Annotated in this window: 12 protein-coding genes; 11 read left to right on the forward strand and 1 reads right to left on the reverse strand. The window is 61.7% G+C overall.

Annotation, left to right across the window (positions count from 1 at the left end):
* Positions 1–10: 10 nt before the first annotated feature.
* The 8 genes from ACX3YD_RS29960 (at position 11) to ACX3YD_RS29995 (ending at position 8,205) form a co-directional block, all read left to right on the forward strand.
* Positions 11–1,624 (forward strand): mechanosensitive ion channel family protein, encoded by a 1,614-nt coding sequence (locus ACX3YD_RS29960; RefSeq protein ID WP_458961790.1) that lies wholly within the window; start codon positions 11–13, stop codon positions 1,622–1,624.
* 197 nt (positions 1,625–1,821) lie between these two features.
* Positions 1,822–2,802 carry a quinone oxidoreductase family protein gene (locus tag ACX3YD_RS29965; RefSeq protein ID WP_458961791.1) on the forward strand — a complete coding sequence of 327 codons (981 nt, stop codon included), beginning with the start codon at positions 1,822–1,824 and terminating at the stop codon, positions 2,800–2,802.
* Between the two features lie 14 nt (positions 2,803–2,816).
* Positions 2,817–3,665, forward strand: coding sequence for a TauD/TfdA dioxygenase family protein (locus ACX3YD_RS29970; RefSeq protein WP_458961792.1), 849 nt, complete (start codon positions 2,817–2,819; stop codon positions 3,663–3,665).
* Between the two features lie 87 nt (positions 3,666–3,752).
* A complete protein-coding gene (locus ACX3YD_RS29975; protein WP_103405507.1) occupies positions 3,753–4,805 on the forward strand; it encodes a beta-keto acid cleavage family enzyme in 1,053 nt (350 codons plus the stop codon).
* Positions 4,806–4,896: 91 nt separating this feature from the next.
* Positions 4,897–6,219 carry an MFS transporter gene (locus ACX3YD_RS29980; protein WP_458961793.1) on the forward strand — a complete coding sequence of 441 codons (1,323 nt, stop codon included), beginning with the start codon at positions 4,897–4,899 and terminating at the stop codon, positions 6,217–6,219.
* Positions 6,216–6,878, forward strand: coding sequence for a DsbA family oxidoreductase (locus tag ACX3YD_RS29985; RefSeq protein WP_458961794.1), 663 nt, complete (start codon positions 6,216–6,218; stop codon positions 6,876–6,878). Before ACX3YD_RS29980 ends, ACX3YD_RS29985 begins: the two co-directional genes overlap by 4 nt.
* Positions 6,875–7,198, forward strand: coding sequence for a Rieske (2Fe-2S) protein (locus ACX3YD_RS29990; RefSeq protein WP_458961795.1), 324 nt, complete (start codon positions 6,875–6,877; stop codon positions 7,196–7,198). The genes ACX3YD_RS29985 and ACX3YD_RS29990 overlap by 4 nt, the downstream gene beginning before the upstream one ends.
* The gene (locus tag ACX3YD_RS29995; protein ID WP_103405504.1) at positions 7,195–8,205 is read left to right on the forward strand and encodes a YeiH family protein; all 1,011 of its coding nucleotides are present in this window, start codon (positions 7,195–7,197) and stop codon (positions 8,203–8,205) included. Before ACX3YD_RS29990 ends, ACX3YD_RS29995 begins: the two co-directional genes overlap by 4 nt.
* Positions 8,206–8,370: 165 nt before the next feature.
* On the opposite strand, the gene ACX3YD_RS30000 is transcribed toward ACX3YD_RS29995, so the two are convergent.
* Entirely contained in the window at positions 8,371–9,426 is a 1,056-nt protein-coding gene (locus ACX3YD_RS30000; protein ID WP_103405503.1) for an AraC family transcriptional regulator, read from the reverse strand.
* Between the two features lie 258 nt (positions 9,427–9,684).
* Between ACX3YD_RS30000 and ACX3YD_RS30005 the strand changes: the two genes are divergently transcribed.
* From ACX3YD_RS30005 to ACX3YD_RS30015, 3 genes are all read left to right on the forward strand, one after another.
* On the forward strand, positions 9,685–10,251 hold the full coding sequence (locus ACX3YD_RS30005; protein WP_458961796.1) for an RBBP9/YdeN family alpha/beta hydrolase: 567 nt from the start codon (positions 9,685–9,687) through the stop codon (positions 10,249–10,251).
* Between the two features lie 130 nt (positions 10,252–10,381).
* Complete coding sequence (locus ACX3YD_RS30010) at positions 10,382–12,397, forward strand: DUF1302 domain-containing protein (protein ID WP_458961797.1); 2,016 nt, start codon at positions 10,382–10,384, stop codon at positions 12,395–12,397.
* Positions 12,398–12,435: 38 nt separating this feature from the next.
* Positions 12,436–13,794, forward strand: a complete 1,359-nt coding sequence (locus ACX3YD_RS30015) for a DUF1329 domain-containing protein (RefSeq protein WP_047528900.1) — start codon at positions 12,436–12,438, stop codon at positions 13,792–13,794.
* Positions 13,795–13,854: the final 60 nt, after the last annotated feature.

Genomic DNA, 13,854 nt, shown 5'->3' on the forward strand with positions numbered 1-13,854 from the left:
GGAACTCAGCATGCGCATCAGGGTACTCACCGTCGTCATCGCCGTTTTCTGTTTATTGAGCCCGGTGCATCTGTGGGCCGAGGATGCACCCAAGGCCTCGGATGTGTCCGCCGAACTCAAAGTGGCCAACCGCAGTGTCATGGTGTTCCGTGCCACGGTACTTGGAGAACCGCCGCAATCGCGGGTCAAACGCGCTGGCGCGGTGATCCGCGAGGCGCTGGATGAAGCCGACGATGTCAACGTCAGCATCGATCCGGTCCAGAACAGTTACCTGGTGCTGTTGGGCACCCGGCGCGCTTTCATTGTCTCCCCCAAAGACGTCGACAGCCTGGGCACCGCGTCAGTCCTGGAGACCGCCGAGCAAGCGGCGCAGAACCTGCGTCAGGTAGTCGCTGAAACCCAGGAAGCGCGCAGCCTGCGGCTGATTCTCAGGGCGTTGATCGCCGTCACGCTGGCCACCACCCTTTATTTCGCGCTGCTGTGGGGCATGGTTTACCTGCGGCTCAAATTGTTGAAAAAACTACCGGCGTTGATGCATCGGCACACCCAGGCGTTGAGCGTGGGACGCGTGCAGCTCATCGATGCCAATTTCCTCTACCCGCTGGTCAGCCGTGTGTTGTGGTTTCTGCGTTGGTTGGTGGTGTTGCTGTTGACCTATGAATGGCTGGGATTTGTCCTGTCGCGTTTTCCCTACACCCGGCCGTGGGGCGAAAGCCTCAACAACTACCTGCTGGAGGTCGCGACCTACCTGTTCCAAAGCATTATCAGTGCGATTCCCGGACTGGGCGTGGCCCTGATGATTTTCTTCATTGCCCGGGGCGTCAGCGCATTCAGCAAGCGAGTGTTGCGGCGCATGGCCGGCCCCGGCATCTTGAATTGGCTGAATGAAGAAACCCTGCAGCCGACCACCCGGCTGATGTCCCTGGCGATCTGGTTATTTGCGTTGGCCATGGCCTATCCATACTTGCCGGGGGCGGGTACCGATGCATTCAAGGGCTTGTCGGTGCTGATCGGCCTGATGATTTCCCTGGGCGCCACCAGTGTGGTTGGCCAGGCGGCGTCGGGGCTGATTCTGACCTACACACGCACCCTGCGACCGGGGGAGTTCGTGCGCATCGGCGAATACGAAGGCACGGTGACCGAGCTGGGCATGTTCACCACGCGCATCCGTACCGGCCTGGGCGAGGTGCTGACCTTGCCCAACTCGATGATCACCAACTCGGTCACCAAGAACTATTCGCGGACCGTGCAGGGCGCCGGTTATGTGGTCGATACGGTGGTGACCATCGGCTACGACACGCCGTGGCGGCAGGTCGAAGCCATGCTGCTGGAGGCCGCCAGACGCACCGCCGGGATTCTCGCAGTGCCCACGCCTCAAGTGTTTCAGACCGCTTTGTCGGACTTCTACCCGGAGTATCGCCTCGTGGCCCAGGCCATCCCCAGCCAGCCGCGCCCGCGTGCCGAATTGCTCAGCATGCTGCACGCCAATATCCAGGATGTGTTCAACGAGTACGGTGTGCAAATCATGTCGCCGCACTATTTCGGCGACCCGCGGGAAGAGAAGTGGGTGCCGAGGGAGAAATGGTATTCGGCACCTGCCCAGGAGCCGAAGGAGACAAAGTGACTGACCGCGAGAAGCAGAAGACGAGCAAGCCCGCACCGCCGCAATGGCCGCTGTGATTCTCCCGGCAAGCCCCACGCCTGTCATGAAATGAAAAGCCGTTGTCGTCTGATGAGAAGCGATGACTGAGCCGCAGACCTACAGTCCAATCAGCGCAATTCGACGCACTCGCCAAAATGCAGATTGGAGAATAAGAAAAAATGGCCAAAGCCGTTCGCTTTTACGAAACCGGTGGTCCCGAGGTGCTTCGTTACGAAGAGGTCGAAGTGGGGGACCCGGGCCCGGGCCAGGTTCGTCTTCGTCACGTGGCGGTCGGCCTGAACTATGCCGACACCTACTTTCGCAACGGCACTTACCCAATCCCGATGCCGAACGGCATGGGGGTCGAAGCGTCCGGCGTGGTCCAGGCCGTTGGCGAAGGGGTGACCAATGTACAAGTGGGTGATCGCGTCACCTATACCGGGTTTCTCAACACGCTGGGGGCTTACAGCACCGAGCGTCTGATCCCGGCGGCACCGCTGATCAAACTTCCGGAAACCATCAGTTTCGAGACCGCGGCGGCCATGACCATGCGCGGCCTGACGTCGTCGTACCTGATGCGGCGCATCTACGATTTCAAGGTCGGCGACAGCATTTTGCTGCACGCTGCCGCCGGTGGGGTCGGCCTGATCGTTTCGCAGTGGGCCAAGCTGCTGGGCCTGACCGTGATCGGCACCGTATCCACCGAGGTCAAGGGCGAAATCGCCCGGGCCCATGGCTGCGACCATGTCATCAATTACAGCCATGAAGATGTCGCCCAGCGGGTTCGCGAGCTGACGGACGGTGTCGGTGTCAACGTGGTGTTCGACAGCGTCGGCAAGAACACTTTCATGGGCTCGCTCGATTCGCTCAAGCGCCGCGGCCTGATGGTCTGCGTCGGTACGGCTTCCGGCCCGATCCCGGCGTTCGACCCGGTGATGCTGGCGATGAAAGGCTCGCTGTTCCTGACTCGCCCGGCGCTGGCCGATTACATCGCCGACCCTGCGGAAAAAGCGGCCCTGGCCGGTGAACTGTTCGACCACGTCGGCAATGGCCGGATCAAGATCGAGATCAACCAGCACTACGCCTTGCAGGATGCCGTTCAGGCCCACCGGGACCTGGAATCGCGCAAGACCACTGGCTCGTCGATTTTCGTCATTTAAGGGAGTCCGCTGCCATGAAAGTCGAACAATTGACCTGCAACATTGGTGCGGAACTGATCGGCGTCAATCTTGCCGACGCGATCCATGACGAGGGTCTTTTTGCCGAGATTCGGGCCCAGTTGCTCACCCATCGTGTGGTGTTCCTGCGCGACCAGAACATCAGTCGTGCCGAGCACGTGGCGTTCGCCCGGCGCTTCGGCGAGCTGGAGGATCATCCGGTGGCCGGCAGTGATCCGGATCACCCCGGCCTGGTGCAGATCTACAAAAAACCGGACCAACCGATGGATCGCTACGAAAATGCCTGGCACACCGACGCCACCTGGCGCGATGCACCGCCCATGGGTTGCGTGCTGCGTTGCGTGGAGTGTCCGCCGGTCGGCGGTGACACCATGTGGGCGAACATGGTCGAGGCTTACGACAACCTGCCCGATGACGTGAAGGTGAAGATTGCCGACCTGCGTGCCCGCCACAGCATCGAAGCGAGCTTTGGCGCGGCCATGCCTCTCGAAAAACGCCTGGCGCTCAAGGCCCTGTATCCGGACGCCGAGCACCCGGTGGTGCGCACCCACCCGGAAACCGGCGAGAAGGTGCTGTTCGTCAACGCCTTCACCACCCATTTCAGCAACTACCACACCCCCGAGCGGGTGCGTTTCGGCCAGGACGCCAACCCTGGCGCGAGCGAGCTGCTGCGCTACCTGATCAGCCAGGCGTACATCCCGGAGTATCAAGTTCGCTGGCGCTGGAAGCCCAACAGCGTGGCCATCTGGGATAACCGCAGTACCCAGCATTACGCCGTCATGGATTACCCGCCGTGCCATCGCAAGATGGAACGCGCCGGGATCATCGGCAACAAGACTTACTGATCGACCCCTTCTGCATACGCACTCGTAAACACGTCTGCCCGGCACGATCCCGGGTGGACGGGACAATCATAAAAACAGGAGTAAACCATGCAATTCTTCGACGATTCCCTGCACCCCGAAAACATGGAAAAGGTCGTCATTACCGTGGCCCCCTACGGCCCGGAATGGATGCCGGAAGACTTCCCCGAAGACATTCCGCTGACCATGGACGAGCAGGTGCAAAAAGCGGTCGAGTGCTACGAAGCCGGTGCCACGGTCCTGCACCTGCACGTGCGCGAACTCGATGGCAAGGGGTCCAAGCGTCTGTCCAAGTTCAACGAGCTGATCGCCGGTGTGCGCGAAGCCGTGCCGGACATGATCATCCAGGTTGGCGGCTCGATTTCCTTCGCCCCTGAAAGCGATGGCGAAGCAGCCAAGTGGCTGTCCGACGACACTCGCCACATGCTGGCCGAGCTGACGCCAAAACCGGATCAGGTCACGGTGGCGATCAACACCACCCAGATGAACATCATGGAGCTGCTGTATCCGCAATACCTGGAAGGCACCTCCCTGGCCAATCCGTTGTTCCAGGCCGCCTACAGCGAAATGACCGTGCCGGCCGGTCCGGCCTGGGTGGCCGAGCACCTCAAGCGCCTGACGGAAAACGGCATCCAGCCACACTTCCAGCTAACCGGGATTCATGCCTATGAAACCCTCGAACGTCTGGTACGCAAGGGCATCTACAAGGGCCCGCTGAACCTGACCTGGATTGGCATCGGTGGCGGTTTCGACGGCCCGAACCCGTTCAACTTCTTCAACTTCATCCACCGTGTTCCGGACGGCTGCACCCTGACCTCTGAATCGCTGCTCAAGAACGTGCTGCCGTTCAACACCATGGCGATGTCTATGGGCCTGCACCCGCGCGTGGGCAACGAAGACACTATTATTGATCACAAGGGCGAACGTTTCGGCTCGGTCGCACAGATCAAGCAAACCGTGCGCATCGCCCATGAACTGGGTCGCGAAATCGCCACCGGCAAAGAAGCCCGTGAGATCTATCGCATTGGTGTGCAATACCAAAGCATCGAAGAAACCCTGTTGGCCAACGGCATGGCCCCCAACCGCAAGGCCGGGCAAAAGGGTGTGCCGCAGCGCGGCTGACCGGCAGTGGCGGCGAGAGGTCGTTGGCCTCTCGCTCACTGCATGCAACACGCTTGATAACAACAATAAAACGAAGCTTTGAGGAGGCTGCATGGCCTTTCATCCAATCGCCGCGGACGATGACGACTGCAGTGGCGTCGGCGTTGCGCGCAAATATGCCTGGATCGTCTTTGCACTGACGTTCGGCCTGTTGATTTCCGACTATATGTCGCGTCAGGTACTGAACGCGGTGTTCCCGATGCTCAAGGGCGAGTGGTCCTTGAGCGATGGTCAGCTCGGCTTGCTCAGTGGCGTTGTCGCCCTGATGGTCGGCCTGCTGACGTTTCCCCTGTCGTTGCTGGCGGACCGCTTCGGCCGGGTCAAAAGCCTCGCCCTGATGGCGCTGTTGTGGAGTGTGGCCACTCTGGGTTGTGCCCTGGCCCAGGATTACCAGCAGATGTTCATTGCCCGGTTCATGGTCGGGGTCGGAGAAGCGGCTTACGGCAGTGTCGGTATCGCCGTGGTGATTTCCGTGTTTCCCAAACACATGCGGGCCACCCTGGCCAGCGCCTTCATGGCGGGTGGCATGTTCGGCTCCGTGTTGGGCATGGCCTTGGGTGGAGCCATCGCTGCCAAGCTGGGCTGGCGCTGGTCGTTTGCCGGGATGGCGCTGTTTGGCCTGCTGCTGGCGGTGCTGTATCCGGTCATTGTCAAGGAAGCCCGCATCGCACCGAAGCGCATGGCCAACATGGCTGCCGCCAAGGCCAGGCAACCGTTGCGCACGCTGTTTTCCAGCCGCTCGGTGATCGCGACCTATGTCGGCAGCGGCTTGCAATTGTTTGTCGGCGGCACCGTGATCGTGTGGATGCCCAGTTACCTCAATCGCTACTACGAAATGGGCACGGACAAAGCTGGAGGCATGGCGGCCATCATCGTGTTGTGCAGCGGTGCCGGGATGATTCTGTGCGGCATGCTCAGTGATCGCCTGTGCCGGCAATCACCGGAGCGCAAGGTGGCCCTGGCCATTGCCTATTGCCTGGGCAGTTGCCTGCTGTTGTCGGCGGCGTTCGCCCTGCCGGCGGGGCCTGCGCAACTGGCGTTGATCTGCCTCGGTATGTTGATCGCCGCCGGCACTACCGGTCCTGCCGGGGCGATGGTGGCCAACCTGACCCCGTATTCATTGCATGGCACAGCGTTCGCCACCCTGACCCTGGCCAACAACATGCTCGGCCTGGCGCCGGGGCCGTTCATCACCGGCAGGGTGTCCGACCTGATCGGCCTGCACGCGGCCTTCCAGTGGGTGCCTCTGGTCAGCCTCGGGGCAGCCGCGGTGTTCTTTTATGCCAAGTGTCATTACCACAGAGATATTGCCCGCCTTCAGGGTCAGCACGTGCCTGATCCTGTCAATGCAGCCGGGTTAGAGGTGAAGTTGTGAGTCGTCGCTTATCCATTGATGTGTTTTTCGATTTCATCTGCCCCTGGTGCCTGATCGGCAAACGCCAGTTGGAGCATGCGCAAGTGCAGTTTCGCAGTCGCTATCCGGACGTGCAGATCACCACGGTGTGGCATGGGGTGCAGTTGCTGCCTCAGTTGCCCGTGGAAGGTGAACCCTTCGCCGATTTCTATCGCAAGCGCTTGGGCAATGCCGATGCGGTGACCATTCGCCAGGCCCAGGTAAAGCAGGCTGCCTCGGCGGTTGGACTGACCATCGACTTCAGCCGTATCGAGACCATGCCCAACACCGCTGATGCCCATCGTTTGTTCGAGCGAGTCAGCGCACGGGGCAATGCCACTCAGCGTGAAATGCTGCTCGAACGATTGTTCGCCGCTTATTTCCGCAAAGGCGAAAACCTGGGTTGCCGAGAGACCTTGCTCGCCATTGCCCGCTCCTGCGGCGTCGATACGGACAGCGTGCTCGATTGCCTGAAGGGCGATGCCACGCCCTTTGCCGGATCCCCCGAGGCGACCAGTGGCGTACCGGGCTTTCAGTTCGACCGCCGTTTGACGGTGATCGGTGCACAACCCGCGCAGGCGCTGCTCGGGGCCATGAGCGAAGCGCTTAACGAGAGTGAGCACGAGCGGCAACCGGCATGACCAGACGTATCCCCGTACCGGCCGGCAAACACCCGCAGGCCGGTGGCCGTGCGCTGTTCGAATTCGAAGACAAAAGCCTGGCGCTGTTCAACGTCGACGGGCAGTTGTTCGCCATCGACGACAGCTGCCCGCACCAGGGCGCCTCGCTCTGTGGCGGGCGCCTGGAGGGCCGGGTGATCCAGTGCCGCGCCCACGGCCTGCGCTTCGACCTGCTCAGCGGCTACCTGCTCAATTCCACCCAGGTCAAGGTCACCCACTACCCGGTCGAGATCATCAACGACCAGGCGTTCATCATCATTTCCGAGGAGTCCGCGCCATGAGCGCCATTGCTCTTACCCGTATCCATAGCCGCACCCGCGAATTGGCACCGGGGTTCATTGTCAGTCTGATCGTGGCCGCCGCCGCGTCGTTTTTGTCCGAGCATTACGGCGCCCCGGTGATGCTGTTCGCGTTGCTGCTGGGCATGGCGCTCAACTTTCTGGCGGGTGACGGCGCCTGCAAGGCCGGCATCGAGTTCACCGCTCGCAGCGTGTTGCGCATCGGCGTCGCGCTGTTGGGCATGCGCATCACCCTGGAACAGATGGCCGCGCTGGGCTGGAAACCGGTGGCTTTGGTGGTGATTCTGGTGGTCGTGACCATTAGTGTCTCGGTGATTGCGGCCAAGGCCATGGGGTTCCAGCGCCTGTTCGGCATGCTCACCGGCGGGGCTACCGCGATTTGCGGGGCATCGGCGGCGTTGGCACTGGCAGCGGCATTGCCCAACCATCCGCAGAAAGAGCGGGCTACCTTGTTCACGGTCATCGGGGTTTCGGCGCTGTCGACCCTGGCGATGATCGTCTATCCGATGATCGCCAATTGGCTGGCCTTGTCGCCGCAAGTGGCCGGTGTGTTTCTCGGCGCCACCATCCACGACGTCGCCCAGGTCGTCGGGGCCGGTTACAGCATGTCGACCGAGACCGGCGACACCGCCACCGTGGTCAAGCTGATGCGCGTCGCCATGCTGCTGCCGGTAATCGTCAGCGCCGCCATGATCACCCGCATGCAAGGCGCCGATCCCACCGGCAAACGGCCGCCGCTACTGCCGTGGTTCGCGGTCGGTTTTCTGATACTGGCCTGCATCAACAGCACCGGCTGGGTGGTCCCGGCGGTGCAGGGCGCGGTCAATGAACTGTCGCGCTGGTGCCTGGTGGTGTCCATCAGCGCCCTGGGCATGAAAACCCAGCTCAAGGAACTGGCGGCCGTCGGTATCAAGCCGATCCTGCTGATGGTGGGGGAGACCGTGTTCCTGGTGGTTCTTGTGCTGCTGTTGCTGCACTGGGGGATGTAAACCCGGCTGCTCGCGACCGCATTCAACAAGCGGCGCCACATTGTGTTCACTCCGACGCAGTGCGGCACTCGACCGGCGTCATAAGCACCGGTTCCTTTACGGCGACTGTACCAGCAGTCGTCGTTTTTTTATTTGGAGGCTGCCTGCAGGAAGATCGGCGCGTGTTCAGGGCTTCTTTGGATCGGAAAGGACGCTGCTGCCTGCCGGCGCCTTGGCACTGCCAGGCTTATGGGTGGTGCGCCAAACGGCTGGCGGCATGTCGAACTGGCTGATGAACCAGCGCGTGAACGAGCTCGCCATGGAGTAGCCGAGCATGTCGGCGATTCGGCTCAGCGAGTAATTGGGGTTGTCCAGATAGCGCAGCACCAGGTCGCGACGCACGTCGTTGATCAGGTCGTTGAACGCGCAGCCATCCTCTTTGAGGCGACGTTGCAGGGTCCGTACGTTCATGCCCTGGGTCTGGGCAATCTGCTCGATCGTGGCGCGCCCCATCGGCAGCAGCAGGTAAATGGCCTTGCGCACCTCAAACAGCATCGACGGCCCTTCGTGGCTCTGTAGCGAATCCAGGTAGCTTTGGGCGTAACGGGCCATGGCCGGGTCGGCATGGGGATTGGTCATGTCGAGGCTGGCGTCTGGGCAGACAATGCCATTGAACTCACTGCCGAACTCCAGGTTGCAACCGAACAGGCGGCGATGCAGGTGCAGGTTTTCCGGGGCCTGGTGGGTGAAGTTGACGCTGTACGGATGCCAATGCGTTCCCAGCAGCGCCGCGCACAGACGGAACATCACGCCGATGGCCAGTTCATTGGCCTGCCGGCAGGACATCGGAGACTCGGTGACCACCTCTTCACGGATGATCACCATCTTGCCCGCTTCCTCGACGAAGATCGCCAACGAGTCGTTCATGAGATGGCGGTAATGCACCAGCACCTGCAACGCATCACGCAGCGTCCGCTGGTGCGTGAGCAGCAGGCTGACCACGCCAAAGTCCGAGAGTTGACGCGACTCGGCCATGCTCAGGCCGAAGGTCTGACAACCGCTGGCGGTCGCCGAAAGCTCCAGCAGACGCACCGCGGAATCGATCGGAATGCGTTGTTCCGGGGCCAGCAGGCGGGCCTTGCTCAGGCCGACCTGCGCCAGCACATCATGCGGATTGAACCCCAGGTAATGGGCTACATCCAGGTAGTTGGTCAAGACAGCGGCGCGAACGAGCTTGGTCATGAAGAGGTCATCCCTGGAGCGTCTCGATGGAGTTGAGCGGGGCGGACTATATCCAGCACATCATGAAATGAAAAGTTTTTGAAGCCATGTTTTGCGCGTCCACACGACCACCAATCAGGCGCCCTTGTCCTGTCATCAAAAGAAAAGTCGGTGTCGTCAAATGAAAAGCGTAGCGGGTGGGCGCTCTTTAATGTCGGTACTACAAAAAGATTCTGGCGAAACAGCCAGGCGAGCTACCGAGAAGGTGAGGGTGTTCAAGTGAACAAACTGCAAACTGCCGCAACCGTTCTAATCGTACCGGGCCTGCGTGACCACGTTGCCGAGCATTGGCAAACGCTGCTTGAGGCCCGTTTAAGCAATGTGCGCAGTGTACCGCCCCTCCAGACCGACAAGCTCGACTGCGCTGCCCGGGTCCGGGCGATCCAGCATGAGCTGGAACAAATCGACGGCCAGGTGATTCTCGTCGCCCATAGCGCCGGCGTGCTGATGGTCGCCCACTGGGCCGCCCGCCACAGCGGCTCGATCAAGGGCGCTCTGCTGGCCGCACCGCCGGACCTCAATGCCACCTGGCCGGCAAACTACCCGTCCCCTGAAACCCTCAAAGCCAACGGCTGGGCCCCTCTGCCTGCCGGTGCGCTGCCGTTTCGCAGCCTCGTGGCGGGCAGCACCAACGATCACCTGGCCAGCCTCGAGGCCGTCACCCGCATGGCCCGCGACTGGGGCAGCGAACTGGTCAACCTCGGCGAGGTCGGCCATCTCAATCCTGCTTCGGGCTTCGGCCACTGGCCGCAAGCCGAAGCCCTGATTCTGGAACTGGATCGCTAGTCAGGCACCTGACCGGACGCGATCCGTCTGGTAATTGCTCTAACGCGTGAGAAAACGCAGGCCTCTCTGCAGGCCCTGTGCAAGGAAAGCTGCGCTTAAAAAACAAGTACAACATGGCGGAGACAACGTAATGCATAACAATAAGAGTCACAGCCACACACTTCCTTCGCGACACAGTCTGTTGGCCCTGGCCATTCTGGCGGCGTCCATGCCGGTCGCTCACGCCGTCGAGGTGGATACCGGCAACCCTGACTGGTCGGTGCGTTTCGATAACACCGTGAAGTACAACTACGGCGTGCGCACCGAAGGCGCCGACAAGCGCATGTTGGCGACCCCCAACAATAACGACGGCGATTACAACTTTCGCAAGGCCGGGACCAACATCACCAACCGCGTCGATCTGTTGACCGAAATGGATGTGGTCTACCAGCAGAGCATGGGCTTTCGGGTCAGTGCCGCGAGCTGGTACGACAAGGCGTATGAAAACACCGGTTCCAATTCCAACCCGTTCGTCAACGGCAATGGCGGCACTTCCGGCCTGGTCGCCAATGACCCGCGCCTGGCGGCGGTTACCAACGACAACGTCGGCTTCGGCAGCCCGCACCTGAGCAACTATGCCCAGCGTTATTACAACGGACCTTCCGGGGAAATCCTCGACGCCTTCGTGTTCTACAGCACCGAAGTGGGCGATGAATCGATGTTCAGCGTCAAGGCCGGGCAACACAACGTGTTCTGGGGTGAAACCATCCTCAACCCGGTGCATTCGATCAGCTACGGCCAGTCCGGCCTGGACCTGGCCAAGCTGGCCGCATCGCCGGGGACCGAGGCCAAGGAACTGTTCGTTCCTCGCAATCAGCTTTCGATGACCTTCACCCTCAATCCGGAATTGACGGTAGGCGCCCAGTATTTCCTCGATTGGGATGCGGCGCGCTTGCCCGAGGCCGGGACCTACTATGGCGGTTCCGACTTGGTGGGATTCGGCGCGCAGTCGTTCCTGCTGGGCAATACCAACTCCGTGACGCCGGGCAGCCCGCTCGGTTGTGGCATCGCGCCTTGCAACGGCCTGACCAACGTGCGCCGCGGGGATGATCTGACGCCGCGCAATTCAGGCGATTGGGGCGTCATGGCCAAATGGTCGCCCGCCTGGCTGGACGGTACGCTGGGCTTCTACTACCGCCAGACGTCGGACATCTTGCCGCAAGCCTGGCTCGACGCCCGAGGCGTGAGCTCGGTCAACCCGAACGGTACGCGGCCAGCGGGCCAGGTGCCGGCGGTGGTCAATACCCTGAACTCCCTGAGCACCGCCACCTATCAACTGGCCTATTCCGACAAGATCGACATCTTCGGCTTGAGCCTGTCCAAGGACATCTGCGGCATCAGCGTCGGCAGTGACCTGAACATCCGGCACAACATGCCCCTGGCCAGTATTCCGGCGATCGTCAGCAGCAGCAGCCCGCTCGGACTGGGGCAGGGTCTTGGCCTGTTGCCGGCGCGTTCGGCGGCCAGCGGCGTGGTCTATGACACCCCGCACGATGGCGACAGCATGAGCGCCACCGGTGACACGCTGCACTGGACACTCAACGGTCTGATGAGCCTGCCGAAAACGCCGGTATACGATTCGGCGACCCTGCTCGCCGAGCTGTATTACAGCAACCTGCTCAAGCTCGATAGCAAGAACGAGGCGCTCTACAAAGGCAAGAGCACCTATCGCGGTATCGATGCGCCGACCCGCGACAACTGGGGCATTGCCGTCAACTTCACCCCGACCTGGTATCAGGTGTTTCCGGGCGTCGACATGACTCTGCCGATGTCGGTCAACGTCGGCCTCGCTGGCGTGTCCCCGGTCTCCGGCGGCGGCGCCAAGGACACCGGCAACTACGCGTTCGGCTTCGGTGCCGCGGTTTACAACAAGTACTTCGTCGACCTCAAGTACGTGGACTCCTTCGGCAAGGCCGACAAGTGCAATGTCAGCGGCAACAGCACCGGCGCTGCCAATGCCGGAAGCGGCGACGGCTCCACGCCGAACGCCTTCAGCGGTAACGAAAACTATGCGTGCTACGCCGGTGGCTATTCAGCCTTCTCGGGTGGCGGCGCGACCACCGAAGACCGTGGCGCCCTGTACCTGACGCTGAAAACCACCTTTTGATTCACCCAATGCTTAGTCACTAAGCAGGAGTATGACCCATGAAATTCGTGCAAACCTTGCTGGCCGCTTCCCTGGTCATGGCCATTGGCGCCCAGGCGCAGGCCGCCGTTTCGACTCAGGAGGCCGCCAAACTGGGCAGCAGCCTGACCCTGGTGGGGGCCGAAAAGGCCGCCAGCGCCGATGGTGCCATTCCCGCCTATGCCGGCGGGCTGACCACGGCCCCGGCCAGCTTCAAGGCAGGCGACAGCATGCGCCCGGACCCCTTCGCCAGTGAAAAGCCGGTACTGGTCATCGACGGCAAAAACGTTGATCAGTACAAAGGCATGCTCACTGCCACCACCGTGGAGCTGGCCAAGCGTTTCCCGACCTTCCGTGTCGATGTCTACCCGACCCACCGCACCGTTGCATTGCCCCAGGCGGTGCTGGACAACAGCGTGAAGAACGCCAGCGGCGCCAAGTCCCTTGAAGGCGGCCTGGCCATCGACAACGTCTTGCCGGGCGTGCCGTTCCCGATCCCGCAATCGGGCAGCGAGGCGATGTGGAACTTCCTGCTGCGTTATCAGGGCGTCAACATCAACTCCAAGTACGACTCCTGGAACGTCGACTCGGCCGGTGTACCGAGCCTGGCGACCACCGGGCAGGCGTTCATCACGTACCCGATCTACGAAAACCTGGCGCAGACCATCAGCAGTGCCGACGTGTACTACCAGATGAAGCTGTATTACACCGGGCCGGCACGCCGCGCCGGTGAGTCGATCATGCTCAAGGACGCCGCCAACCCGCTGCAGCAGCCGCGCCGCGCCTGGCAGTACCTGCCGGGCCAGCGTCGCGTCAAGCTGGCACCGAACCTGGCCTACGACACGCCGAACCCGGGTACCGCCGGCGCCGGTACTTACGACGACGTGTTCGTGTTCAACGGCGCGCTGGATCGCTACGACTGGAAGCTGGTCGGCAAGCAGGAAATGATCGTGCCGTACAACACCTACAAGCTGACCTACGCCCAGGACCCGAAAAGCCTGACCACGCCGAACCACCTGGCCCCCGATTTCGTGCGCTGGGAGAAACACCGCGTGTGGGTGGTCGAGGGCAACCTCAAGGCCGGCGCACGCCATGTCTACCAGAAGCGTCGCTTCTACCTGGATGAAGACAGCTGGGCCGCTCTGGCCTCCGACCAATACGACGCACGGGGTCAGCTCTACCGTGGCTCCTTTGCCTTCCTCAGCCAGAGCTATGACAAGCAAGTGCCGGACTCCACGCCCTTCATGATCTACGACCTGGTCGGCGGTTCCTACAACATCAACGGTGTGGTCGGGCCTTACGGCGGTATCCGCTACATCGACTCGCTGTCCAAGGCGCAGTGGTCGCCGGAGTCCCTGGCAGGCGCCGGCATTCGCTAAGCGCCTTGTTCGACGCCGGGTGCGCATGAGGTGCGCCCGGCGCGGTCTTTCCAAGAGGAC

Source organism: Pseudomonas fluorescens group sp. PF-1 (assembly GCF_054481335.1).